At 69.3% G+C, this 24217-nt stretch carries 23 protein-coding genes; 6 read left to right on the top strand and 17 right to left on the bottom strand.

Features of this window, described 5'->3' with window-relative positions:
* Nucleotides 1-3: 3 nt before the first annotated feature.
* The 9 genes from ACFVWR_RS02265 to hemE are packed head-to-tail and all read right to left on the bottom strand — an operon-like array spanning nt 4 to nt 7537.
* The gene (locus ACFVWR_RS02265) at nt 4-789 is read right to left on the bottom strand and encodes a uroporphyrinogen-III synthase (protein WP_387207545.1); all 786 of its coding nucleotides are present in this window, start codon (nt 787-789) and stop codon (nt 4-6) included.
* Nucleotides 786-1787, bottom strand: a complete 1002-nt coding sequence (hemC, locus tag ACFVWR_RS02270) for a hydroxymethylbilane synthase (protein WP_387207547.1) — start codon at nt 1785-1787, stop codon at nt 786-788. Before hemC ends, ACFVWR_RS02265 begins: the two co-directional genes overlap by 4 nt.
* On the bottom strand, nt 1784-2968 hold the full coding sequence (locus ACFVWR_RS02275) for a ferrochelatase (protein WP_387207549.1): 1185 nt from the start codon (nt 2966-2968) through the stop codon (nt 1784-1786). The genes hemC and ACFVWR_RS02275 overlap by 4 nt, the downstream gene beginning before the upstream one ends.
* On the bottom strand, nt 2965-3687 hold the full coding sequence (hemQ, locus tag ACFVWR_RS02280) for a hydrogen peroxide-dependent heme synthase (protein ID WP_387207551.1): 723 nt from the start codon (nt 3685-3687) through the stop codon (nt 2965-2967). Before hemQ ends, ACFVWR_RS02275 begins: the two co-directional genes overlap by 4 nt.
* A 54-nt stretch (nt 3688-3741) precedes the next feature.
* Nucleotides 3742-3957, bottom strand: a complete 216-nt coding sequence (locus ACFVWR_RS02285) for a DUF3618 domain-containing protein (RefSeq protein WP_387207553.1) — start codon at nt 3955-3957, stop codon at nt 3742-3744.
* Entirely contained in the window at nt 3947-4357 is a 411-nt protein-coding gene (locus tag ACFVWR_RS02290) for a phage holin family protein (RefSeq protein ID WP_387207555.1), read from the bottom strand. The genes ACFVWR_RS02285 and ACFVWR_RS02290 overlap by 11 nt, the downstream gene beginning before the upstream one ends.
* 31 nt (nt 4358-4388) lie before the next feature.
* Nucleotides 4389-4880, bottom strand: coding sequence for a hypothetical protein (locus tag ACFVWR_RS02295; protein ID WP_387207557.1), 492 nt, complete (start codon nt 4878-4880; stop codon nt 4389-4391).
* Between the two features lie 15 nt (nt 4881-4895).
* On the bottom strand, nt 4896-6428 hold the full coding sequence (hemG, locus tag ACFVWR_RS02300) for a protoporphyrinogen oxidase (protein ID WP_387207559.1): 1533 nt from the start codon (nt 6426-6428) through the stop codon (nt 4896-4898).
* Nucleotides 6425-7537, bottom strand: a complete 1113-nt coding sequence (gene hemE, locus ACFVWR_RS02305; protein WP_387207561.1) for a uroporphyrinogen decarboxylase — start codon at nt 7535-7537, stop codon at nt 6425-6427. Before hemE ends, hemG begins: the two co-directional genes overlap by 4 nt.
* 98 nt (nt 7538-7635) lie before the next feature.
* Here hemE and ACFVWR_RS02310 point away from each other — a divergent pair, with 98 nt between their 5' ends.
* The 5 genes from ACFVWR_RS02310 to ACFVWR_RS02330 all read left to right on the top strand — a co-directional run bounded on the left by ACFVWR_RS02310 (nt 7636) and on the right by ACFVWR_RS02330 (nt 14783).
* Nucleotides 7636-8943 carry a glutamyl-tRNA reductase gene (locus ACFVWR_RS02310; RefSeq protein WP_387207563.1) on the top strand — a complete coding sequence of 436 codons (1308 nt, stop codon included), beginning with the start codon at nt 7636-7638 and terminating at the stop codon, nt 8941-8943.
* 23 nt (nt 8944-8966) lie between these two features.
* The gene (locus ACFVWR_RS02315; protein ID WP_387207565.1) at nt 8967-9608 is read left to right on the top strand and encodes a GNAT family N-acetyltransferase; all 642 of its coding nucleotides are present in this window, start codon (nt 8967-8969) and stop codon (nt 9606-9608) included.
* A 118-nt stretch (nt 9609-9726) separates the two neighbouring features.
* Complete coding sequence (locus tag ACFVWR_RS02320; protein ID WP_387207567.1) at nt 9727-11115, top strand: glycine--tRNA ligase; 1389 nt, start codon at nt 9727-9729, stop codon at nt 11113-11115.
* Nucleotides 11116-11139: 24 nt separating this feature from the next.
* Entirely contained in the window at nt 11140-13692 is a 2553-nt protein-coding gene (locus ACFVWR_RS02325; RefSeq protein WP_387207569.1) for a bifunctional lysylphosphatidylglycerol flippase/synthetase MprF, read from the top strand.
* A gap of 23 nt (nt 13693-13715) precedes the next feature.
* Nucleotides 13716-14783, top strand: a complete 1068-nt coding sequence (locus ACFVWR_RS02330; RefSeq protein ID WP_387207571.1) for an NAD-dependent epimerase/dehydratase family protein — start codon at nt 13716-13718, stop codon at nt 14781-14783.
* 124 nt (nt 14784-14907) lie between these two features.
* Here the strand turns inward: ACFVWR_RS02330 and ACFVWR_RS02335 are convergent, their stop codons facing one another.
* The 7 genes from ACFVWR_RS02335 to ACFVWR_RS02365 all read right to left on the bottom strand — a co-directional run bounded on the left by ACFVWR_RS02335 (nt 14908) and on the right by ACFVWR_RS02365 (nt 22885).
* Nucleotides 14908-15936, bottom strand: coding sequence for an alpha/beta hydrolase (locus ACFVWR_RS02335; RefSeq protein ID WP_387207573.1), 1029 nt, complete (start codon nt 15934-15936; stop codon nt 14908-14910).
* A 63-nt stretch (nt 15937-15999) separates the two neighbouring features.
* Entirely contained in the window at nt 16000-16908 is a 909-nt protein-coding gene (locus ACFVWR_RS02340; protein ID WP_387207575.1) for a serine hydrolase, read from the bottom strand.
* Between the two features lie 142 nt (nt 16909-17050).
* Nucleotides 17051-19030, bottom strand: a complete 1980-nt coding sequence (locus ACFVWR_RS02345; RefSeq protein WP_387207577.1) for a M13 family metallopeptidase — start codon at nt 19028-19030, stop codon at nt 17051-17053.
* A 9-nt stretch (nt 19031-19039) separates the two neighbouring features.
* Nucleotides 19040-19510: a hypothetical protein gene (locus ACFVWR_RS02350; protein WP_387207579.1), complete on the bottom strand. Its 471-nt coding sequence runs from the start codon at nt 19508-19510 to the stop codon at nt 19040-19042.
* Nucleotides 19511-19730: 220 nt separating this feature from the next.
* Nucleotides 19731-20207, bottom strand: a complete 477-nt coding sequence (locus tag ACFVWR_RS02355; protein ID WP_387207581.1) for a GbsR/MarR family transcriptional regulator — start codon at nt 20205-20207, stop codon at nt 19731-19733.
* Nucleotides 20208-20246: 39 nt separating this feature from the next.
* Entirely contained in the window at nt 20247-21965 is a 1719-nt protein-coding gene (locus ACFVWR_RS02360; protein WP_387207583.1) for an ABC transporter permease, read from the bottom strand.
* Nucleotides 21962-22885, bottom strand: coding sequence for an ATP-binding cassette domain-containing protein (locus tag ACFVWR_RS02365; protein ID WP_387207585.1), 924 nt, complete (start codon nt 22883-22885; stop codon nt 21962-21964). Before ACFVWR_RS02365 ends, ACFVWR_RS02360 begins: the two co-directional genes overlap by 4 nt.
* Nucleotides 22886-23015: 130 nt before the next feature.
* On the opposite strand from ACFVWR_RS02365, the gene ACFVWR_RS02370 reads away from it, so the two are divergent.
* Entirely contained in the window at nt 23016-23180 is a 165-nt protein-coding gene (locus ACFVWR_RS02370) for a hypothetical protein (protein ID WP_387207587.1), read from the top strand.
* 127 nt (nt 23181-23307) lie between these two features.
* On the opposite strand, the gene ACFVWR_RS02375 is transcribed toward ACFVWR_RS02370, so the two are convergent.
* Nucleotides 23308-24159 (bottom strand): serine/threonine-protein kinase, encoded by an 852-nt coding sequence (locus ACFVWR_RS02375; protein ID WP_387207589.1) that lies wholly within the window; start codon nt 24157-24159, stop codon nt 23308-23310.
* Nucleotides 24160-24217 lie beyond the last annotated feature (58 nt).

Here is a 24217-nt window from a genome sequence, read left to right on the forward strand (position 1 = left end):
GGGTCAGCGGGCGGCGGCCACGACGGCGGCGATGAGGGAGGCGGCGGTGCGCTCTTCGGCGATGACGTCGACGCGGAGTCCCAGGGCGCGGGCGTCGCGGGCGGTCTGGGGGCCGATCGCCGCGACCAGGGTGGATTCGGGGATGGGGCCGAGCTGACTCTGCACCTGCTCGGCGACCGAACCGCTGGTGACGAGGATGGCCTGCACCAGACCGTCGGCCACATCGGAGACCACGTTCTCGGGAACCGGAACGCCGATCGTGCGATAGGCGACGACCGACTCCACATCGTGGCCGATGCGCTTCAGGCCCTCGGTGAGCAACGGCTTGGCGATCTCAGAGCGAAGCGTGAGCACCCGCAACGGAACGACGCCGGCCGTCGCGGTCTCCCACTCTTCGAGGAGCCCGCGCGCCGAGTTGTCTTCGGAGGGCACGAGATCGACCTTGTAGCCGGCAGCCGCGAGGGCCGCCGCCGTCGTCTCGCCGACCGCCGCCACCCGGGTCGTCGGCGGCACGACCGCGCGCTGCGCGCTCAGCACGTCGACCGTCGTGGCGCTCGTGACGGTCATCCAGTCGAACTCACCAGCCGCCAGACGGGCGAGGGCTGCTTCCAGAGCGGGAGCGTCGACCGTCGGTGCGAAGTTGATCATCGCGGCCACGATGGGCGACGCACCCTTCGAACGCAGGTCGGCCGCGACCGAGTCGCCCCAGGGACCACCACGCGGAACGAGCACCCGCCAGCCGGCGAGAGGCTTGCCTGCCACGGGGATCGGCCCGGTGGATGACGTCATCGCGACCCTCCGAGCGGCGCCAGGTCGGCCGCGCCGGCGGCGAGAAGCTCGTCGACCGCGCGCTGTCCGACGTCGCGGGCGGCGGCCTCGAGGTCGCGACGGCTCATCGAGTCGGGCGTCGCAGCGTGGGATGCGGTGAGCTGCTGGGTGCCGTCGGGCCGGTAGACCGTCGCGGTGAGGAACAGCAAGCCGTCGTCGACGATCGCCGTCGCTCCGATGGGGGCCGCGCATCCCGCTTCGAGCCCGGCGAGCACCGTGCGCTCGGCGATGACGCAGGCGTGCGTGGTGGCGTGGTCGACGCTCGCGATGGCTTTCGCTATCGGCCCTCGGCCGGTCGCGTCGGGGGCCCGCACCTCGATGGCGAGAGCGCCCTGGCCGGGAGCGGTCGGAACCTCCGACAGAGGGAACAAGTCGGTGACGGCGTCGGAGCGGCCCAGCCTGCCGAGACCGGCGGCCGCCAGCACGACGGCGTCGAGGTCGCCTTCGGCCACCCTGCCGAGGCGGGTGTCGACGTTTCCGCGGATGTCGGCGATGACGAGGTCGGGGCGGCGGGCCTTCAGCTGCGCCGCACGGCGCGGGGAGCCCGTGCCGACCTTGGCGCCCTGGGGCAGTGTTTCGAGGGTGAAGCCGTCGCGGGCGCACAGTGTGTCGCGGGCATCCGCCCGCTTCGGCACGGCGCCGATCACGAGACCGGCGACCGGGCCGGTGGGGAGGTCTTTCAGGGAGTGGACGATCAGGTCGCACTCGTCGGCGAGCAGCGCATCCCGGAGCGCGCTGGCGAAGACGCCGGTGCCTCCGAGTTCGGAGAGCGACTCTCGCGAGGTGTCGCCGTGAGTCGTCACGGTGACGATCTCGACATCTACGCCGGCCGCCTTCGCCAATGCCTCGGCGACGACGGTCGTCTGGGCCAGCGCGAGCGCGCTGCCCCGGGTGCCGACGCGGAGCACTCCGTCGCGACGCGGCGACTCCCCGGATGCGCGACTCACCGAGGGCGTCACGGTGCGAGCCCCGCAACGGCCGGTTTGAACCCGAGCCGGGTGTTCTCGCAGCAGCCGGGCCGGCACACGTCGTACCAAGGGCCGAGGTCGGTCATGGCCGGGCGCTGATCGACCGGGACGCCGTCACGGCGTTCGAGCACGAGGTCGATGAGCCCTGCGACGTAGGCGTGATGGGTGCCGGGGGTCGGAACACGCACGGCGACGAGGCCGTTCTGCTCGCTCGTCTCCATCGCCTCGTTGTCGAGATCCCAGAGCACCTCCATGTGATCGCTCACGAAGCCGAGCGGCACGATGATGACCGCGCGCTTGCCCTTCGCGGGCAGCTCGGCGATGACGTCGTTGATGTCGGGCTCCAGCCACGGCATCGAGGGCGGGCCGCTGCGCGACTGGTAGACGAGCTGCCACTCGATCACGCCGTCGGTCGCAGCCTGCGACACGACCTCCGCGACGGCGAGGTGCTGAGCCGCGTACGCGCCTTCCTCACCGAAGCCACGAGAGGCCGGCCCCGACCTCAGGGCGTCGGCCGATGGGATGGAGTGGGTCGTGAAGAGGATCTCGACCTCGCTCGCCGGGTCGATGCCGGGCAGCTTCTGCTGCAGGTCGGCGAGCGCATCCCGAACGCCCTCGATGAACGGTTCGACGAAACCGGGGTGGTCGAAGAACTGGCGCACCTTGTCGATCTCGATGACGCCTTCGAGGCCCGTCTCGTCGAGCGCGATCGCGAAGTCTTCGCGGTACTGCCGGCAGCTCGAGAACGAGGAGTATGCACTGGTGGCGATGGCGATGATCTTCTTGAGACCCCGCTCGTTCGCGTCGATCAGCGCATCTTTGAGGTACGGATCCCAGTTGCGGTTTCCCCAGAGGACCGGAAGGTCGATGCCGCGCGAGGCGAGTTCTGCCTCGAGCGCCGCCTTCAGTTCGCGGTTCTGGTCGTTGATGGGGCTGACCCCGCCGAAGTGCCGATAGTGATGGGCGACCTCTTCGAGGCGCTCCTCCGGGATGCCGCGCCCGCGGGTCACATTGCGGAGGAACGGGATGACGTCGTCCTGACCTTCCGGACCACCGAAGCTCGCGAGCAGGATGGCGTCGTAAGCGACGGGCTCCGTCACGTGCTCCGGGCCCAGGGCGGCGGCGGGCGTCGCTCCCAGAACGCGAGCGGTCGACGTGTCGACGTCGGTCACTGCAGCACCTCCACCAGCTCAGCGGCGGCGATGCGACGGCCCGTGAAGAAGGGGACCTCTTCACGAACGTGACGACGGGCGTCGGTCTGGCGCAGATCGCGCATCAGATCGACGAGGTCGGTGAGCTCATCCGATTCGAGGGGCAGGATCCACTCGTAGTCGCCGAGGGCGAAGGATGCGACGGTGTTGGCGAGCACCGAGCGGAAAGCGGCGCCCTTACGGCCGTGCTCCGAGAGCATGCGTCCGCGCTCTTCGTCGGGGAGCAGATACCACTCGTAGCTGCGGACGAACGGGTACACGGTGAGCCACTCCTTCGGCTCCTTGCCGCGCAGGAAGCCGGGCACGTGCGACTTGTTGAACTCCGCATCCCGGTGCACGCCCATGGCGTTCCAGGTGGGGAGCAGCGACTTGAGCAGCCGGGTGCGGCGCAGCTGACGCAGCGCCCACTGCAGGGTGTGAGCCTCGGGACCGTGCAGCCAGATCATGACGTCGGCGTCGGCGCGGAGACCGGAGACGTCGTAGAGGCCGCGGGTCGTCACGTTCTGAAGCTCGAGATCGGCGATCACGCCCTCCAGCTCACTGACCGCGGGAGGCACGTCGGTGCCGTCGAGATCGTCGGGTCGCGCCGGATCGCGGCGGAGAACAGCCCACAGAGCGAAGCCGTTCGTTGTTTCTTGGGGGGTGCTGACTTCTGCCGGAGTGGCAGTGGGAGTGCTCATACTTCACAGTCTCTCTCTGAAACCTGTGAGGCACCAAAAGCGCTGCCGTGGCGGCTACTTCTTTGCGACTCGGATCGCGAGCCAGACTACACCGGCGACCGCTGACGCGACCGCCACCGCGATGCCGACGAGGGCCAACGGGTTGTTCTTGCGAAGTCGCTCGAAACGCTCCGTCGCGCGCTTGGGAACGTTCAGCTTGTATTCGATCGCGTCGAGGGTGCTGGCCAGGTCGGCCCTGGCCCGCTCGACGTCGCTTCGCTCAGTTGTCATAGCGACCCAGCCCCTTCAGCGCCTCGGTGTCTTCGTGGATGCTCTCCAGCGTCTGCTTGGGAGCGACCCCGTTCATCCTCTTGAACGAGGAGATGCCGATGAGCACCAGCACCGCGGCGATGATCAGCAGCGCGACGGCAACGATCAGAGCCGCGAGCCAGGCGGGCAGCACGACGGCGAGCCCCAGAACCGCGGCCGCCACGAAGACGCCCAGAGCGAAGAACACGAACCCCGCCGCAACCACGAGCAGGCCTATGCCCACCCCGGCATACTTCGCCTTCTCGGCGAACTCCGCCTTCAGGTGCGCGAACTCCGCCTTGAGCAGGTCGGTGAGCAAGCGCGGAAGATCGCCGATCAGCGCGAACAGCGATCGCGAGCGTGCGCGTTCGTCGTCAGTCATAGGGGTCACCGTACTCCTCGGCGCTGCGGCCTCAAGCGTCTGCGTCGCCGGAGGGCTTCGAGGGCTTCGTAGCCGCGGGCTTCGCGGACGTCGACTTGGCAGTGGTCGACTTCGCAGCCGTCGACTTCGCGGCGGGCTTGTCGGTCGACTTGGCGGCGGGCTTGCGGGCCGCCTTGGCTGTCGTCGTCGGCGCTGCGGAAGCGGCCGAACCGGACTCCTCGATCGCCGCTTTGGCCGCAGGAGCAGGTGCCGGCGTCGCCGACCGGGCGGGTCGTGTCGACTCCTGGCGCCGGTTCGACGCCTGCACGATCAGCTTCTTGACGCCCTCGTAGAGAGCGCCGGGAACGTCGCCCACCTTGGCGGCCACGAAGTCTTCGACCGAATCGACCTGCTTCTGGATGCCGGGCGACTCCCACACTTTCGTCGCCGCCGACTTGATCTGCTCGTACCGCTTACGGCCGGCTCGTGCACCGAGCACGTATCCCACCGCCGCACCGGCCACAAAGAGAAGCTTTCCGCGCATTGCCCGCCCCGTTCGTCAAAGGTTCTCGGTCAGTGCCTTCCAGCGTAGACCCCTCGCGCGGGCCGCGGCCTCGCGCGCATCCGGCACGACGGATGCCAGCCCCGTGCCGGTGAGCCAGGAACCGGTCGCTTCCAGGCCGACGATCGGCTCCACTCCCCTGCGCACGGCGGCGATCCGCTCGCCTTCGCCGATCGCCGCGTACGGAAGGGCGCTCGTCCAGGGGGTGCGCGCGAAGTCGATAAGGGCAGATTCCTCGAACGGAATGTTCAGGAGTTTGCCAGCGTCGGCGAGGGCCAGCTTTCGCACATCGTCGTCGCTCAGGCCCACGGTCTCCGCCTCTCTGCCGGCGCGCCCGTAGGAGAGGCGCACGAGGTGCCTGTTCTCCCCAGTCTCTCGGGCCAGCCACGCCCACTTGGCTGTCGAGTGCGTCATCGCCTTGGCCGTCACATCGGACTTCTCGGCGTCGGCGACCAGCACCCCAGTGCCGCGCGGGGCTGCTGCCAACCGCTCGTCGGCGAGCAGCAGGGTGACGAGCTCGACGCTCGACGCTCGCGGCCACTCGTCGGCGGCGAGCGCCGCGAGGTCATCCGAGAGCCCGCCGAGGAGGGCGAGCGCCGTTTCGGCGGGAGTGGCGAGGATCACGACATCGGCCGGGAGCTCCTCGCCGTCGGCGAGACGAACCGTCCAGCGAGCCTCAGCGTCGGGCTCGGCGTCGGTCTCCGAGGCTTCGGCCGGCGCGAACGGTGCGACGGACGCGACCGGCGACGACAGCCGGAGATCTGCGCCGGCCGCCTCGAGGGCGGCGGCGAGCGCGGCCGGGAGGCGCCACATCCCACCGCGGATGCCGCCGACGGCGCTGCCCGCCTTGGCGCGGGAGCGCAGTTCGCCCACCGCCCCGGAGAGCGAGCCCAGCCGCGTGAGCGCCGCGTTGAGGCCGGGGGCGACCACGTCGATGTCGAGATCGTCCGCCTGCGCGGAGTAGACCCCGGTGGCGACGGGAGCCACGAGGCGGTCGAGCACCCTCGCGCCCATCCGCTTTCGCACCAGCACACCGAGGCTGCGCTCGCGACCGATCTTGAGCACAGGCATGAGCCGGTCGAGGTAGGCACGCCAGGCACCCGACCAGCCGATGGCGCGCACGACGTCGGCGGCCAAAGGAGAACTCGGGATGCCCAGCAGCCCCGCCTTGGGAAGAGGCACGGTGTCGCGTCCGGACCTGACCCAGGCGCCCGCCGGATTCGGCTGCACCACGTCGCCGTCGAGGCCGAGCTCGTCCAGGAGCGCCGCCACGTGACCGCCACGGGTGGCGAAGCTCTCGGCGCCGGCATCGGCGGTCACGCCGCCGATCGTCAGCGCGGCGACCGATCCGCCGAGCGTGGGTGACGCCTCGAGAAGCGTCACGGTGAAGCCGGGGCGGGCGCAGTCGTAGGCAGCGACCAGTCCGGCCATCCCGCCGCCGACCACGACGACGCGGGTCGGCGGCGCCTCGACGATGTGCCTCAGGTCGACGGCCGCTTCAGCCGGATCGGTCTGCGCGCCGTCCGTCATCGCGCGTGGACGTAGTCGACGAGACGGGTCAGCACCGCCGGATCCGTCTCGGGCGGCACGCCGTGGCCGAGGTTCAGCACGTGCGCCGGGGCGTCGGCGCCGCGCGCCAGCACGTCGTCCACGTGAGTGCGGAGCACGCTCCAGGGCGCGTCGAGCATCGCCGGGTCGATGTTCCCCTGCAGCGGCACCACGTGCCCGAGGCGGCGGCTCGCCTCGTCGAGGGGGATGCGGTAGTCGACGCCGACGACGTCGGCCCCGACCTCGTGCATCGCCTTCAGCAGCTCGCCGGTACCGACACCGAAGTGCACGATCGGCACGTTGCGCGTCTCGGCCTCGTCGCCCGCCGCGACCTCGTAGGTCAGATCGCGGACGTGCGAGAGGGCGCGCGTCGACGCGGGGGCGACGTGCTCCGTGTAGTCGGCGAGCGACAGCGCCCCGGCCCACGAGTCGAACAGTTGCGCGGCGCTGGCGCCCGCGAGCACCTGCGTGCGCAGGAAGGCGCCGGTGACGTCGGCCGTCCAGGCCATGAGCTCCGACCAGGCTTCGGGTTCGGCGTGCATGAGCGTGCGGGCGCGGATGTGATCTTTCGAGGGGCCGCCCTCGACGAGATAGGCCGCAAGAGTGAAGGGAGCGCCGGCGAAACCGATCAATGGGGTGTCATCGAGCTCGGCGATCGTGATCGCGACGGCCTCGACGATCGGGGCGAACACCTCGGCATCGAGCGAGGCGGGATCGATCTCGGTGAGCCGCTTCACATCGTCGGCCGTGCGCACCGGCCGGCCGAGCACCGGCCCCTTGCCGGGCACGATGTCCACCTCGACGCCCGCCAGGCGCAGAGGGATGACGATGTCGCTGAAGAAGATTCCGGCGTCCACCTTGTGACGGCGCACCGGCTGCAGGGTGATCTCGCTGGCGAGGGCCGGGTCGAGGCAGGCGTCGAGCATCCTCGTTCCCACGCGGAGCTCTCGGTATTCGGGCAGCGAGCGACCGGCCTGGCGCATGAACCAGACCGGCGTCACCTCCTGCCGTTCGCCCTGGTAGGCGCGAACGAGACGGGCGGACGTTGTGCGTCCTGCACTCAGCGGGTGCGACGGATCGAGGGTGTTCACACCCTGATTCTGTCAAAGCGCCGGGAATGAAAGCTGTGTGTTCGCGAAAGCCGACCGCGCGATTCGAGCTTCGGCCGCGGCAAGCGTAGGCTCGACAGGTGCTTCTGTGTTTCTCGTCGAGTCATCGCACCGCAGACTTCGACCTTCTCGAACGGCTCGAGCGTCACGCTCCGGCCGTGAAAGCCGCACTCGCCGAGCACACCGAGATCATCAGCGGATCCGTGGTTCTCGCCACCTGCAACCGCTTCGAGGCCTACCTCGACGTCGATGAGCCACTCACCGCGGCCCGCGCCGTCTCGGTGGAGACGGTCGTTCAGGCCGTGAGCGCTGCCGCCGGCATCGACGCGCAAGAACTGCGCGACGCGAGCGACGTCATCTGCGACCACGGCGTGGCCGAGCACCTCTTCGCCGTGTCGAGCGGGCTCGAGTCCGTCGTCGTGGGCGAGGGCGAGATCGCCGGACAGGTTCGCCGCGCACTCGAGACGGCTCGCGCATCCGGAACCGTCACGAGCGAGCTCGAGCGACTCTTCCAGGGCGCATCGCGAACGTCGCGCGGTGTCAAGAACCGCACCGGCATCACCACGCGGGGTCGCTCGATGGTGCGCCTGGCGCTCGACCTCGCCGAGAGCCGCATCACCGACTGGGCCGGCACCCGCGTGCTGCTGGTCGGCACCGGAGCCTACGCCGGCGCGAGCCTCGCCGCCCTCCGCGACCGCGGCGTCGTTGACGTGCGCGTGTTCTCCCCCTCCGGCCGCGCCGCCAAATTCGCCCTGTCGCACGACATCGAGCCGATCGGCCCCGCCGAGCTGACGGATGCGCTCGCCCACTGCGACCTGATCGTCACCTGCAGCGCTGCGACAGACCCCATCCTCACCCAGGCCCAGCTCGCCGAGGCGATCACCCGGCCCGATGCGCTCGAACGCAGGCTCGTGATCGACCTCGGGCTCCCGCGCAACGTCGACCCCGCGGTCGCCGAACTGCACGGCGCAGAACTGCTCGACCTCGAGACGATCAGCCGTCACGCCCCGCTCGAGGAGCTGAACGCGGCAGAAGACGCTCGCGTCATCGTCGGCGCGGCTGCGGCCGAGTTCGCGGCGCAGTCCGCCGAGCAGTCGGTGACCCCCGCGCTCGTGGCCCTCCGCAAGCACGTGTTCGACGTCCTCGACGCCGAGATCGAGCGCGCGCGAGGGCGAGGCGACTCGTCCGAGCAGACCGAGGCGGCGCTCCGCCACCTGGCAGGCGTGCTGCTGCACACGCCGTCGGTGCGTGCTCGCGAGCTCGCCCGCGACGGCGAGGCGCAATCCGTGATCGACGCGGCCAACGCGCTCTTCGGGCTCGACGTTCCCGCCGCGGCCCCCCGCGCGGGCCGACTGCGCGCCGTCGGCGACGAGAGCGCCGCATCCTGACCACTCCCACTCCAGGAGGAAACGTGAGCACCGAAGCTGACGAGAACCCGGCCGCCGCTGCCGCCACCATCGACGCTCCGCACGGCGCCACCGGGCTTCCGTACGCGGCGGCGGAGCTGCACACCGAACGGCTTGTGCTGCGCCCGCTCAACTCCGGCGACCTGGACGACGTGCACGCCTACCAGAAGCTCAAAGACGTGGTCCGCTACCTCTACTGGGAGGTGCACGACCACGAGGAGTCGGCCAAGCACCTCAAGAAGCGCATCGCGATGAACCGTCTCGCCGAAGACGGCGACGGACTGATCTACGCGGTCGAGCTCCCCGACCCCGAGGGCGGCCACAGCCGGGTCATCGGCGACATGAGCATCTTCCTGAAGAGCGCGAAGCACGCGCAGGTCGAGGTCGGCTGGGTGTTCCACCCCGCCGTGCACGGCCGAGGCTTCGCCACCGAGGCGGCCGAGGCTGTGCTCGCGATCTGCTTCGACGTGCTCGGCGCGCACCGCGTCTTCGCGCAGCTGGACTCGCGCAACGAGGCCTCCGCGCGTCTCTGCGAACGGCTCGGGATGCGCAACGAGGCGCTGCTGCGCGAGAACGAGATCTTCAAGGGCGAGTGGAGCGACACCGCGGTCTACGCGATGCTCGACTCGGAGTACCGAGCGCGCTGAGCCCCGCACCGCTCTTCTGCGCCGCCTGCACTGACAGAACACCTGGACATCCTCAGTAGGATTGTCTTCGCAAGCCGTGTGCCGTAAGCGCGGGAAAAAGCGATCCAGGGAGCAGTAATTGGCTGAACACTCGAGACTCGATTCGGTAATCACGCTGGCACAGCACCGCGGGTTCGTGTTCCCCTCCGGCGACATCTACGGCGGCACCCGCTCTGCCTGGGACTACGGCCCCCTCGGCGTGGAGCTCAAAGAGAACATCAAGCGCGAGTGGTGGAACAGTTTCGTGCGCGCCCGCGGCGACATGGTGGGCCTCGACTCCGCCGTGATCCTGCCGACCGCCGTGTGGGAGGCCTCCGGTCACGTCAAGGTGTTCAGCGACCCGCTGACCGAGTCGCTCATCACGCACAAGCGCTACCGGGCCGACCACCTCTTCGAGGCGTACGAGGCCAAACACGGCCACCCGCCCGAGAACGGTCTCGCCGACATCCCCGACCCCGAGCACCCCGACAAGGTCGGCCAGTGGACGGAGATCCGTCAGTTCTCCGGTCTGCTGAAGACGTTCCTCGGCGTGGTCGACGACCAGTCGGGACTGCACTACCTGCGCCCCGAGACGGCCCAGGGCATCTTCACCAACTTCGCCAACGTTCTGCAGACCTCGCGCAAGAAGCCGCCGTTCGGCATCGGCCAGATCGGCAAGGCTTTCCGCAACGAGATCACGCCGGGAAACTTCATCTTCCGCACCCGCGAGTTCGAGCAGATGGAGATCGAGTTCTTCGTCGAGCCCGGCACCGACGAGGACTGGTTCCAGACCTGGATCGACCTGTGCTGGGACTGGTTCGTCGACCTCGGCGTGAACCCGGAGAACATCCGCCGGTTCGAGCACCCGGAAGACAAGCTGGCGCACTACTCGAAGCGCACCATCGACATCGAGTACAAGTTCGGGTTCACCGGGAGCGAGTGGGGCGAGCTCATGGGCGTCGCGAACCGCACCGACTACGACCTGAAGACGCACATCGAGCACTCGGGCAAAGACCTGAGCTTCTTCGACCAGAACAAGAACGAGCGCTTCGTTCCGTTCGTGATCGAGCCGTCGTTCGGCCTCACCCGTGCACTGATGGCCTTCCTGGTCGACGCATACGACGAGGAGGAGGTGCCGAACGCCAAGGGCGGCACCGACAAGCGCACCGTGCTGCACCTCGACCCGCGGCTCGCGCCCGTGAAGGTCGCCGTGCTGCCGCTCTCGCGCAACGAGGCACTGTCACCGCTCGCCCGTTCGCTGGCCGACTCGCTGCGCAAGCGCCGCAACGTCGACTTCGACGACTCGGGTGCGATCGGCCGGCGGTACCGCCGACAGGATGAGATCGGAACCCCGTTCTGCGTCACGGTCGACTTCGACTCGCTCGAAGACAACGCCGTGACCGTGCGCGACCGTGACACGATGAAGCAGGAGCGGATCCCGCTCGACGAGCTCGACGCCTACCTCGCCGGTCGCCTCAAGGAAGTGTGACCGAGCGGGCCTGAGGGAGGAACTGTGAGCACATCCCCCACGGCCCCTCGATCACCGGCCCAGCGGCCGGCCCAGCAGCCGGCGCTGGTCGTGGCGCTCCGCCGCTACCTCCACGTCGCCCCGGCGAGCGTCGCCTTGGCGGCGGTCGTCGTGCTCACATCGATCGTGACCGGCACGATGTGGAACCCGGCCCGCACCGGCGGGGCCTCGCTCACCTGGGCTGCCGGCGTCAGCACGACCATCGACTCCGGCCGGTGGTGGACCACGCTCACGGCCCTCTTCGTGACCGCCGATCCCGTGCAGCTGGTCGTGGTCGTGCTGCTCGCGCTCACCCTGATGGCGTCGGCCGAACGGCTGCTCGGCACGGCGCGGGCCGTTCTCGCTTTCCTCGTCACGGGCGTGCTCGGCATCGGGCTCGGGGTGCTCATCCAGTGGGGTGCAGCATCGGTCGGTGAGCTCTGGGCGCAGGCGACCTCGTTCGACTTCACGCTCGACCCGACTGTCGGCATCATCGGCGCCCTGATCACGGCGAGCGCGTTCGCGTCGCACCTGTGGCGGCGCCGCATCCGTCTGCTCACCTTCGCCGTCGTCGCGATGTTCGTGCTCTACGACGGCGACCAGAACGACTTCTACCGTCTCATCGCCGCCCTGCTCGGTCTGGCGCTCGGAGCGCTGCTGCGGCCGGGGCGGATGCGCGCCCTCCGCCGCAGCTCGCACTCCGAGACCCGCACGCTCGTCGCAGCGGTGGTCGCCATCACGGCCATCGGTCCGCTGGCCTCGCTCATCCCGCCCGGCGGCTTCGGCCCGCTCTCACTGCTGGGCCAGCTCTTCCAGCACGACCTCACCTCGCGGGATGCCGTGCTCACCGCCTGCGACCAGAACTTCACCGCCGACTGCAAGCTCGAGCTGGCGCTCGTCGGGGCCGACGGGATCGGCCCGCTGGTGCTCAGCCTGCTGCCCCTCGTTCTGCTGATCGTCACGGCGATCGGACTGCGCCGCGGCCGGCACTTCGCGCTCGTGCTCGGCATCGTGGTGAACGTGGCGCTCATCGTTCTCGCGCTGGTCGCCTTCGGCGTCGGAAACATCACGCTCGACGCGGCCGACGCGCGAGAGTTCGCCCAGGCGATCGAGGTGCTGATCTGGCTGGCAGCGGCCCTGCTGGTGCCCGTCGCCAGCATCGTTCTGCTGATCGTCACCCGCCGTCAGTTCCAGATCCGGGCGCCGCGCAGCAAGGTCGCCCGCTTCACCATCCTCGTGGTCAGCGCGTTCGTCGTGCTCGCTCTCGCCTATCTGGTCGCGGGGCTCGCCTCGCTCACCGAGTACGTGCCCGACGCATCCATCGGCGACGTCTTCGCCTCGACCGTGCGCCGGTTCATCCCGACGGGCTACGACGCGGTGCTCGGCACGATCATCTACCCGACCTCGCCGATCGTCGTCGTGCTCTACCAGTGGGTCGGGCCCGCGTTCTGGCTCGTCTTCGTGCTGGCGACCATGCGGCTCTACAGTGCGACCATCACGGGAAGGACGCCGAGCGACGAGCAGCACTTCCTCGCCCTCCTGAAACGCGGCGGCGGCGGAACGCTCGGCTTCATGGGCACGTGGCCCGGCAACGTGTACTGGTTCACGGAAGACGGGGAAGGGGCGATCCCGTACCGGGTGATCAACGGCATCGCCATCGCACTCTCCGATCCGGTGTGCGTACCCGACAGGGCCGAGCGCACGATCACCGAGTTCATCGGGTTCTGCGACGCGAACAGCTGGACGCCGGTGTTCTACAGCTTCCACAAACCGTTCCTCGCGGTATTCGAGTCCCTCGCCTGGCAGTACGCTTCGGTCGGCGAAGAGACCCTGATGCACCCGCAGACCTTCGACATGGCCGGCAAGCCGTGGCAGAAGGTGCGGCAGGCGCACAACCGCGGGCTCAAAGAGAACATGTCCACCCTGTGGACCACGTGGGACGACCTCCCGCCGATCCTCGCCACCCAGATCACCGCGATCAGCGAGCAGTGGGTGTCGGAGAAGCAGCTTCCCGAGATGGGCTTCACCCTCGGCGCGATGGACGAGCTCAAAGACCCGGATGTGCGTCTCTACCTCGCGATCGCGCCCGACGGTGCCGTGCAGGCGGTCACCAGCTGGCTGCCGAGCTACCGCGACGGCCAGGTCGTCGGCTACACGATCGACTTCATGCGCCGTGGCGACGACACCATCCCGGGCATCATGGAGTTCGTGATCGCCTCGGCGGCGCTCCACATGCAGCAGCTGGGCGTCGAGGTGCTGAGTCTCTCCGGCGCACCTCTCGCCACGAAGCCGGTCGACACCGACGGTGACGCCGACTCGCCGGAGCGGAGCGCGATGGACAGGCTGCTCGAGCTGCTCGCGCGCATCCTCGAGCCCGCATACGGATTCGCGTCGCTCTTCAAGTTCAAGAGCAAGTTCAACCCCACCTACGAGACCATCTACATGGCCTATCCCGACCCCCTCGCGCTGCCCGCGATCGGCGCGGCGATCGGCAAGGCGTACCTGCCCGACGTGACGCCGAAAGAGTATCTGGCCCTGGCCCGCACACTGATCGGCTGACCGTTCGGCGTACGGTGGGGGCCATGCAGGTCGACACCACGCGCACGGCGATGATCATCGGAGGAACGGGCCAGATCGGAGCGGCGGCGGCACGCAGACTGGCCCTCGACGGCTGGTCGGTGCTGATCGCGCATCGCGGGCAGCGTTCCGGCAACACGGCACTCGCCGACCTCGACGTGACCACCATCCGGCTCGACCGGGACGACACGGCGGCACTGCTCGACAAGGCGCGAGGGCACGATCTGGTGCTCGACACGGTCGCCTACGAGCCCCGGCATGCCGACCAGCTCGCGCAGCTCGCGGGCGACGTCGGCTCGGTGGTCGTCATCTCGACCGGCTCCGTCTACACGGGAGCCAACGGCGGGTACCTCGACATCGTGACCGGGCCCGACGACTTTCCTGACTATCCGATACCGCTGCGCGAGTCGGATGCGACGGTCGACAACCGCAAGCACACGTACTCGCCGCTCAAAGCCGCGATGGAGCGCCGGCTGCTGCAGGCCGAAGACCTGCCGGTGAGCATCCTCCGGCCGGGCGCCATCCACGGACCGTTCAGCCCGGCGCTGCGGGAGTGGTTCTTCATCAAGCGGGCGCTCGATCACCGCGAGCACGTGGTGCTCTCCGACGGCGGGACCAACCGGTTCAGCACCTCGGCCACCGTGAACATCGCCGAGCTGGTGGCGCTGTGCGGCGAGCAGCCGGGACGCCGCATCCTCAACGCCGTCGACGAAGACAACCTGAGCGTGGCCGAGATCGCCCGCACCGTGTTCGAGCTCATGGGCAGCGAGGTCGACATCGCGGCCTTTCCCGGGGCGCCCGTCGAAAACGTGGGGTCGACGCCGTGGACGGTCGCGCATCCCCTCGTCATGAGCATGGCGGCGGCCACCGTGGAGCTCGGCTACCGGCAGCCGATGAGCTACCGGGATGCGGTGGCCGGCGCCATCCGCTGGGCCGTGCAGGAGGTCGACGTGGCCGAGCGGCGAGACGAGACCTGGCAGACGGTGTTCCCGTCGATGGCCGCACGCGCCGAAGCCGACGGCTGGTTCGACTACGTCGCCGAAGACGCGTTTCTGCGCGACCTGCCCGACTGACCCCGCTCTTCCCCGCGGACCGGCCGAGATGCCACCTACGACCACCGTGAATCGATTCAAACGTGCACTAACTGGCATCTCGCCGATTCGGCATGCGAGTGCAGACAGGAGGACCGATCCGCAGCTAGCGGGCTCTGACCGTGTCGAGGAAGGCGATGGTGGAGTCGAGAGCGGAGCGGGCTTTCGCGAATTTCAGGTGGAACTGGTATTCGTGGGGCAGGCCGGGGCTCTCGTCCGCCGGGTAGAAGACCGTGGTGACGTCGACGCCGAGGCTCTTGAGCTTCGCCGCGAGAGGCTTGGACTGACTGGCGGTGAGGGGATCGTCGTTGCCGCCCGAGATCCAGGTGGTCGGAAAGTCTTTCGTGACGTACTCGATCGTCGACATGTCTTGGCCGCCGGGAGTCTCCGACCAGTTCTTCGTGCCGAGGTAAGACCAGAGGGCGATGCGGAAGCCCCAGCCGCCGATGCCGGGCGCGTTCGGAATGCCGCGCACGTCGTAGATGCCGCAGTTCAGGATGACCGCGGCGAGCTGGTCTTTCGTCAGGCTGGGCTCGATGCCCATCCGTTTCGCATAGTCGGGGCTGGTGACGAGAGCTGCGAGCTGGGAGGTGTACTGCGAGCCCGCCGAGTCGCCGGCGATCACGATGCTGTTCGGGTCGATGTCGTAGTCGTCCGCGTGCTCGACGAGAAACCCGAGCGCGTCGTTCAGCTGGGTCAGAGCGGTCGGGTATGTGGCCTCGGGCGAGATCGTGTAGTTGAGGGCGACGGCCGTGTACCCGTGCGAGGCGATGATCTGGAGGTAGGGGTCGACATCGCGTTTGTCGCCCGAGATCCAGGCACCGCCGTGAATCCACACCACCGTGGTCAGCGGCTTGCCGGCGCCCGTCGGCGAGAACACGTCGAGCGAGGTGTCTGCGCCCGCGTCGCCGTATTCGATGTCACGGTGCGCGTCTACGCCGCTCTTCGGCACATACGGCTCCATCTCGGCGACGGTATCGCGAGCGCCCTTCTCGAACAGCGAACGGATGAGCAGAGCCGACGGCCACGGATTGACGAACGCCACCACCACGGCCGTGACGACCGCGAGACCCAGCGCCAGGAACGAGACGGTGACGACGCTGTCGTGCCAGCGCTTGTGGGTCCCCTTCGCCATGAGACGACCCTATCGGTCGCCGCGGCCGTCGCCGTGCGCTGCGGCTCTCGGCGAGCCAAGACCTCAGGACACGTGCTCCAGCAGGTCGAGCCCGAAGGTGCGCATCCCGTCGATCACGGCGAGACGGGATGCGAGCGTCGAGTCGTCGAAGTACATCGAGACCGCGTAGGTCACGCCCGACCGCGGGCCACGGAGCACCCCGACCTCGCTGCGCACTCCCGCATCCGTGCCGGTCTTGTTGACCACGAGGATGCCGTGCTCGGCCGTGCGGTGCGAGTGCGGGTCGAGTCCGAACGCGCTCGACACCAGTGAGAAGTCGCTGTTGAGGGAGAGCCAGGAGATGACCCGCTGGCTCGTCGGCGGGTCGACGATCTCCCCGCGGGCCAGCGCCGAGAACAGCCAGGTCAGCTCGTTCGCGCTGCCGACGGAGAGCTGCGGGGCGTCGTCGGGGCCGCGGTGGTCGCGCACGAGATCGAGGAGTGCGGTGCGGGTGAGGCCCAGGGTCTCGGTGCGGGCGCTCACGGCTTCCAGCCCGACCCGGCGCAACAGCACGTTGGTGGCGAGGTTGTCGCTGGTGGCGCCGACCAGCGCGGCGAGGTCGGCCACAGGGAGGGCGGGCGCCTGCAGGTGCTGCCAGATGCCGGAGTCGCCCACCGCATCCACCGGCGCCCGGTCGAGAAGAGCGAGCGGGCTGAGTTCCCCGGTCTGCAGCCGGGCGGCCACCTCGACGAGCAGCAGCACCTTGCCGATGCTCGCCGTCGGCATGACGACATGGTCGTCGACCGAGAACAGCACGGCGCCCGTCGCGAGGTCGGTGGCGCGGGCCGAGACCTGCACGCCACTCAGTGCCAGCTGGCCCAGGGATGCGAACCCGCGACTGAAGTTGCTGCTCGAGTCGACGCCGCGATGGCGGCCGCGCCGTGTCGCGCTGTGGCGGCTGCGGCGTTCGGATTCCTGGGTCTGGATCGTCACGGCGGAGGCAAGTCCTTCATCGGTTCACTGATCGTGTGGCGCGGTCCCCCATCCGCTGCTGGTCGATCCTACCCCGCGTCAGGGGGACATGGCTCCCCCTGACGCGGAAGGCGGTGACGCGTCACCGGCTGGTCGCGCAGTGTCACCAGATGGTGACGCGCTCCGCGGGGTCGAGCCACAGTTCGTCGCTCTCGGTGACGGCGAAGGTGTCGTAGAACGCGTCGATGTTGCGCACGATCTGGTTGCATCGGAACTCGTTCGGCGAGTGCGGGTCGATCGCCAGCAGGCGGATGACCTCCTCGTCGCGGCCCTTCTGCTGCCAGGCCTGCGCCCAGGAGAGGAAGAACCGCTGGGCGCCGGTGAGGCCGTCGACCACGGGGGGCTCCTCGCCGCCGAGCGAGATGCGGTACGCCTTCCAGGCGATGCCGAGGCCGCCGAGGTCGCCGATGTTCTCGCCGATCGTGAGCGCGCCGTTCACGTGGTGGTCGGGCACCTGCGCGGGGGCCAGTGCGTTGTACTGCTCGATCAGGCTGCCCGTGCGCTTCTCGAACGCCGAGCGGTCGGCCTCCGTCCACCAGTCCTGCAGCCGGCCGTCGCCGTCGTACTTGGAACCCTGGTCGTCGAAACCGTGCCCGATCTCGTGGCCGATGACCGCGCCGATCGCCCCGTAGTTCGCGGCGTCGTCGCGGGCGGCGTCGAAGAACGGGAACTGCAGGATGGCGGCCGGGAACACGATCTCGTTGAAGCCGGGGTTGTAGTAAGCGTTGATGGTCTGCGGCGTCATGAACCACTCGTCGCGGTCGAGCGGCTTGCCGATCTTGCCCAGCTCGCGGTTGAACTCGAACGTGCTCGTGCGGCGCACGTTGCCGAGCAGGTCGGCCGGGTCGATCTCGAGGCTCGAGTAGTCGCGCCACTTCACCGGGAAGCCGATCTTCGGCGTGAACTTCTCCAGCTTGTCGATGGCGCGCTTGCGGGTCTCCTCGCCCATCCATTCGAGGGTGCGGATGCTCTGCCGGTAGGCCTCGATGAGGTTGGCGACCAGGGCATCCATGCTCTCCTTCGACGCGGGCGGGAAGTGCCGCTCGACGTAGATGCGGCCGACGGCCTCGCCCATCGCACCCTCGACCAGGGAGACCCCGCGCTTCCAGCGGGCACGCATCTGCGGCGTTCCGGTGAGCGTGCGGCCGTAGAAGTCGAAGTTCGCGTCGACGAAGTCGCCCGAGAGGTAGGGGGCTGCGCCGTGGATGATCTGCCACGCCAGCCAGTCCTTCCAGCTCTCCAGGCGGTCAGCGGCGAGCAGGCTCGCCAGACCGGAGGTGAACGACGGCTGCCGCAGCACCAGCTCGGCGAGAGCACCCTCGGGGGCGCCGAGAGCCTTCTCCCACACGGTGAGGTCGGCGCCGTCGGTGGCGTCGCCGGCGAACAGGGCTGCCGCATCCTGCCAGCTGTACAGGTTGTAGGTCTTCTCGGAGTCGCGGGACTTCACGTTGTCCCAGTGGTGGCTCGCGATGTCTTTCTCGAGGTCGTAGACGCGCTGAGCACGCTCGGGCGCATCCTGGAAACCGGCGAGCTCGAACATGCGCTGGATGTGCGCGACGAACGCCTCGCGGATCGGCGCGAACGTCTCTTCGCGAAAGTACGACTCGTCGGGCAGCGAGATGCCGGCCTGCTCGGCGAACACCAGGTAGCGCTCGGGGTTGCCGGGGTCGTTGTCGACGAACAGCTGGTAGAAGCCGGCGAGCCCGTGCCGTTCCAGCTTGCCGATGGTCTCCAGCAGGCTGGGGATGCTGTCGACATCGCTCGCGAGCGCCAGCTGCGGCTCGATCGGTTTCACACCGAGCTGCTCGATGCGCTCCTCGTCCATGAAGCTCGTGAACAGGTCGCCGAACTTGCGCTCTTCGGTGCCCTCGTCGGCGCTCGTGGCCTCCTGGATGATGTCGCGCACGGCGGCCTCGGCCTCTTCGGCGAGGATCATGAACGAGCCCCAGCGGGCCTTGTCGCCCGGGATCTCTGTGCGGTCGATCCACTTGCCGTTGACGTGACGGAACAGGTCGTCTTGCGGGCGGACGGCGGGGTCGAGTTCGGCGGTGTCGATGCCGGATGCGGTGGAGGAGTCAGTCATCCCGCCAGCCTACGGGCGGGGGCTGGCGGGCGCATCCGTAGGTCGGGGGCGAGCCGTGCGGGTGGTGGCGGCTCTGTTGGGGGTCGCGGCCGGGTGCTGGGCGCGCAGGCGGAGGAACGAGAGCGTGAACAGGACGGCGAGCGCTCCCTGCACGAGGATGGAGACCACATCCGCGGCGGTCACCTGCACGAACGCCAGCGCGATCAGGCTCGTCACCACACCGATCGCGTAGAGCACCGCCCACACGCCGCTGAGCAGCGGCCGCGCGGTCATCCGCCACCACGGCCGTGCCGGAGCGACCGGCTCGCCAGCGCCGCGGAACACCCGTGTGGCCAGATACCAGCCGATCAGCTGCAGCAGCGACACGACGATCGACCCCGGCGCCCACGAGAACGCGTTCAGCACCAGGATCAGCAGCCCGTTGACCGCCATCAGCACGACGACGGCGATCGTCTTCTCGCGAACGGAGACAAGACGCATGAGGAACCCCCTGGTGGTGCACGCGCTGGGCGGCGCAGTGTTGCTCCGCCCAGGATGCCAGCCGCGCGCCGTCCCGGCCCGGAGGCGCGCTCACGCTCGCTCGGCGCGCGCGGCGCGCTCGCCGCGCTCGCTCGGCGCCGAGGGGCGAGTACTTGCGACCCCAGCACCCTCCCCACCCGCAACTACTCGCCCCTCGTGGCCTCCCGAGATCGTCTGCGGGCTACCCGGCCTGGCCGTCGCGCACCTGTTCCCACTGCTCGAGGAGCTCGGGGAGCTTGCTGCCTACGAACCGGTAGAACTCGGCCATCTCGACCAGGCGGGCGCGCGCGACGGATGCGGGGTCGTCGATCGCGGCGGCACCGGCGTCGGCCTGCGCGGCGAGCACCTCGTAGATGTCGTTCTTGCTGGTGAGGGCTTCGTACCAGGCGTCTTCGGGCAACTCCCAGAGGTCTCGGCGGCTGCCCGACTGGGAGACGCGGCGCGCGATCCCCACAGTCTGGAGGTAGCGGACGGCTCCGGAGATCGCGGCGGCGCTCACCCCGAGCTGTTCCGAGAGCTCGCCGGCGGTGAGCCCACCGGTCTCGGTGACCGTCAGCGCCATGAGGACGCGCGCGGGCATCTTCGGAAAACCGGCCGCGGTGAGGATGGACGCGGCCCGTTCCACCACATCGCTCAGCGCCTTCTCGTCCCTCGCCATGCGTCCCATCCTTTCATCCGGCGGCCTCACCCTTCGGCGTCACCCGATCGCGAAATCCCGGCGGCGGATGAGCAGCGCGGCACCGGCGGTCGCGACGACGGCGATGCCGAACATCCAGTAGCCGCCCGTCCAGTCCGGAGTACCGACCACGACCGGCACGTGCGTGAACGGGGAGAGGTCGCGCATCCATTCGGGCATCCCGACCAGACCGCCGAAGATGCCGACGAACGCACCGAGGCCGAGCAAGGTCCAGGCGAGCGGGACGGTCCAGCGGGGCGCGAGCACGAACACGAACACGAGAACCCCGAGGTAGACCAGCGCCACAGGGAGCTGCGCAGCCGCCGCGGCGAACGAGTCGTTGACGATCGAGGCGCTTTCCCCGGCCGACACAGCGGAGAGACCGGATGCGAGACCGGCCGCCGCGAGCACCAGCACGATCGCGATCACACCGACGAGCAGGAACTGCAGCAGCCACCGCACCCGCGACAGCGGCGTCGACATCAGCACTTCCGCTGCGCCGGCCGCCTCCTCCTGCCGCAGCCGGATGGCCACCTGGGTGGCGCAGGCCGCGGCGAGAACGCCGACGATCGAGAAGATCGCGGCGATGAACACCTGCGTCAACGGGCCGGATCCACCCGACCCGATCGTTCCCAGCGCACTGCGGATGTTCGCGAGCGCCGGGTCGTCGGCCACCGACGAGCTGACCACGCTGCCGAGGGCTCCGGCGAGCAGGCCCGTGAACAGGCCGCCGACCGTCCAGCCCAGGATCGTGGGCCACTGCAAGCGCCACGCGAGGCCGAGCGGGCCCGAGAGAGTCGCACGAGCATCCGCCCGCCCCGGCCGCTCAGGGATGAGCCCGGCTCCGCTGTCGCGCACCGACTGCAAGGCGAACACCACGACCATCAGCACGACGGCGAGGGCCAGATCGAGTAGCAGCGGCGTCCAGTCGTCTCGCACGTACGCCGACGTCTGCTCGCCCCAGCCGATCGGGCTGAGCCAGCTCGGCCACGAGCTGACCATGTGCGTTCCGTCGCCCGTGACCGTACCGGTCGCGTCGCCGATGCCGCGCAGCACATAGGCGAGCACCACGAGGGCCGCCGCCGCGCCGTTGGCGCCGCGCGAGGTCATCATGAGCTGCGCGAGCAGCAGACCCACAGCGACGAACGCGACGCCGACCCCGCCGGTCGCCGCTCCCGCGAGGAAGGAACCGCCGACCGGCAGTCCCGACGCGATGAACCCGAGCGCCACGGCCACGGCGAGAACCACATTGGCGAGAACGCCGTGCACGAGGGTGGCGACCGTCGGCAGGATGCGCGCCGCGGGCGTCGAGGCGACGAGCTCGGCGCGCCCCGTCTCCTCTTCAGCGCGCGAATGCCGCACGGCGAGGAAGGTGCTCATGAGGCCCGCGAGCAATGCCAAGAAGGTGAAGATCTCGAAATAGGTCACGGCGGCAAGGCCGCTGCCCTGCGGGAGTCCGCGCAGCATCAGGATCGCCGGGTTCGCGATGGCGAGCGTCAGCAGGTCGGCGCGGCCCTTCGCATCCCCGTACGTGTTCTGGATGCTCGCCGCCGAGAAGAGCGCGAGCAGGGCGATGGCGAGAATCCAGATGAGGAGCTGCCAGCGGTCACGGCGCAAGCGCTGCCGGAGCAGCACGGCGAGAGTGCGGGTCGCACCCTGCGGCCGTTGCGTGGAGTGAGCGTGGGCTCGCGTGCGTTCAGGAGGCTCCGACGGTGTGCGCTCGGTCGTCGTGGTGCTCATCGTGCCGTCGCCTCCGCCAGTTCGTCGCCGTAGTGGCGCAGGAACAGCTCTTCGAGCGACGGCGGGGCGACGGTGAGGCCGCCCGGGTTCAGCTCCGCGAGGGCGGCGAGCACTCCGCCGAGCTTGTCGCTGTCCACCGTGAAGTGCACGCGATCGTTCGTGGTCTGCAGGTCGTTCGCATCCGGGATGCGCGCAAGCTGCGCATCCGTCACCCCGTCGGCCGCGAAGGCGACCTCGGTGCGCGTCAGGTGTCGGAGGTCCGCCAGCGTGCCCGACTCGACGGTCTTGCCCGCGCGGATGATGCTCACCCTGTCGCACAGCTGTTCGACCTCGGAGAGGATGTGGCTCGACAGGAGCACGGTCGCACCCTCCTTCGCGACGCGCGACACCTCGGCGTTGAACGTCGCCTCCATCAGCGGATCGAGTCCGCTGGTCGGCTCGTCGAGGATGTAGAGGTCGGCTGGCGTGGCGAACGCCGCGATGAGGGCGACCTTCTGCCGGTTGCCCTTCGAGTACGCCCGGCCCTTCTTGGTGGGGTCGAGCTGGAAGACGTCGGTGAGCCGCTTCTTGCGTTCGGCGTAGGCGGCCCTGTCGGCGGTGCCGCCGCGCAGGCGGGCGAGCAGGTCGATCGCCTCGCCGCCGGAGAGGTTCGGCCAGAGGCTGACGTCTCCGGGAACGTAGGCGATGCGACGGTGCAGGTCGACCGCATCCTTCCACGGGTCGCGACCGAAGAGCGTCGCGCTGCCACCCGACGATTTGGCCAGGCCGAGCAGCACCCGGATGGTCGTGGATTTTCCGGCGCCGTTCGGGCCGAGGAAGCCGTGCACCTCCCCCGCCGAGACGGAGAGGTCGAGCCCGTCCAGAGCCCGCACACGGCCGAAGCGCTTCTCGAGGCCGGTGGCCTTGATCACTGTGTCCATGGGCGGACTCTACGCCTGTTTCACAAATTTGTGAAAGCTATTTATTGCGGGATGGGATGGCGCGACCGCTGCTCAGCGGTCTACCGTCGCGCACGACGGGGCCGAGTCCCCGAGGTGAACGGAGGACACCATGACCGATGCACGTGATGACGCGCTGGAGACCCCATCCGGGGAGCCGCTCGACACCGATCCCGACGAGGACGCCACCGACGGGCGGGAGCCGTATGACGCCGACGGGTTCGTCGAGCCCGAGCGGCACGACCCTGCCGGGGATGACGAGGACCAGACGTCCTAGGGTCGGAGATTTCGCGCGACGCGCCGGTGGGATGTCCGGCCTGACGGAGATTTGCGGCGAGGGATGCGGAAATCTCCGGCGCGAGGTGCCTGGCGCCGGCGGTAGCCGGGGGCCGGGGGCCGAGCAGCTAGGTTGTCGCGTCGAAGATGGCCTGGCGGAAGGCGAGGGTGAGGTCGGCCATCGCGGGGCGGGCATCCGGGTCGCGCGCGGTCATGGCGGTGAGGAGCGCCGTCCAGTCCCCGGGCAGGTCGGCGGGAATGGCGGGGTCGGCGTCGAGACGGGCGAGCGCCGACTGCACCTGGTTGCCCGGAAAGGCGATGGTGCGCGTGAACGACTGCAGCAGCACCAGACCGAGCGAGTAGACGTCGGATGCCGTGCTCACCGGCTGCCGCGAGGCCTGCTCCGGGCTCAGGTAGGCGGCGGTGCCGGTCGTCTCCTGGCCGGTGTCGGTGTTGTCGTCGGCCACGTTGAGGGCGATGCCGAAGTCGGCGAGCCGCGCGCGGGCCCGGAAAGTGGAGGTGCCGTATTCGACGAGCATCACGTTCGACGGCTTGATGTCGTGGTGGATCACTCCGTTGGCGTGCACGTATTCGAGCGCTTCGGCGAGGTCGAACGCGATCTCGGCGATCTCCTCCGCGGTGAGCGCGCGCTGGCCGAGGGTGGTCTCGAGGTCTGTTCCCCGCACCAGTTCCATCACGAGGAAGGGCCGGGGGTCTTCCGGGCTCGAATAGTCGATGCCTGCGTCGATGAGCGAGACGATCCCGTGGTGGCTCAGCCGCGCGAGCGCGGAGAGCTCGGTGTGGTGCTGGTCCATGTCTTCGGCACCGCCGGCCCGGAACAGCTTCAAGGCCACGTCACGATCGAGGGTCTCGTCGTGGGCGCGGAAGATCGACGCCATGCCGCCACGGCCGATCAGGCTGTGCGGGCGATATCGGCCCAGCAGCAGTGGCGCGGCGGATTCGGGGATGGTCGTCGTCATGGCTGGGCCTCCGCGAAAAGTCTAAGGACAGCCCCCACGCGATGCCCAACCGGGGCGC

Origin of the sequence: Leifsonia sp. NPDC058292 (assembly GCF_042880955.1) — a bacterium.
Classification (GTDB): domain Bacteria; phylum Actinomycetota; class Actinomycetes; order Actinomycetales; family Microbacteriaceae; genus Leifsonia.

Coding starts and splice junctions, on each gene's coding strand:
- hemG (WP_387207559.1), bottom strand. CDS start 6,428: ATGACGGACGGCGCGCAGACCGATCCGGCTGAAGCGGCCGTCGACCTG.
- ACFVWR_RS02265 (WP_387207545.1), bottom strand. CDS start 789: ATGACGTCATCCACCGGGCCGATCCCCGTGGCAGGCAAGCCTCTCGCC.
- ACFVWR_RS02295 (WP_387207557.1), bottom strand. CDS start 4,880: ATGCGCGGAAAGCTTCTCTTTGTGGCCGGTGCGGCGGTGGGATACGTG.
- ACFVWR_RS02355 (WP_387207581.1), bottom strand. CDS start 20,207: ATGGCGAGGGACGAGAAGGCGCTGAGCGATGTGGTGGAACGGGCCGCG.
- ACFVWR_RS02335 (WP_387207573.1), bottom strand. CDS start 15,936: ATGGCGAAGGGGACCCACAAGCGCTGGCACGACAGCGTCGTCACCGTC.
- ACFVWR_RS02290 (WP_387207555.1), bottom strand. CDS start 4,357: ATGACTGACGACGAACGCGCACGCTCGCGATCGCTGTTCGCGCTGATC.
- ACFVWR_RS02345 (WP_387207577.1), bottom strand. CDS start 19,030: ATGACTGACTCCTCCACCGCATCCGGCATCGACACCGCCGAACTCGAC.
- ACFVWR_RS02350 (WP_387207579.1), bottom strand. CDS start 19,510: ATGCGTCTTGTCTCCGTTCGCGAGAAGACGATCGCCGTCGTCGTGCTG.
- ACFVWR_RS02375 (WP_387207589.1), bottom strand. CDS start 24,159: ATGACGACGACCATCCCCGAATCCGCCGCGCCACTGCTGCTGGGCCGA.
- ACFVWR_RS02285 (WP_387207553.1), bottom strand. CDS start 3,957: ATGACAACTGAGCGAAGCGACGTCGAGCGGGCCAGGGCCGACCTGGCC.
- ACFVWR_RS02330 (WP_387207571.1), top strand. CDS start 13,716: ATGCAGGTCGACACCACGCGCACGGCGATGATCATCGGAGGAACGGGC.
- ACFVWR_RS02360 (WP_387207583.1), bottom strand. CDS start 21,965: ATGAGCACCACGACGACCGAGCGCACACCGTCGGAGCCTCCTGAACGC.
- ACFVWR_RS02365 (WP_387207585.1), bottom strand. CDS start 22,885: ATGGACACAGTGATCAAGGCCACCGGCCTCGAGAAGCGCTTCGGCCGT.
- hemQ (WP_387207551.1), bottom strand. CDS start 3,687: ATGAGCACTCCCACTGCCACTCCGGCAGAAGTCAGCACCCCCCAAGAA.
- ACFVWR_RS02370 (WP_387207587.1), top strand. CDS start 23,016: ATGACCGATGCACGTGATGACGCGCTGGAGACCCCATCCGGGGAGCCG.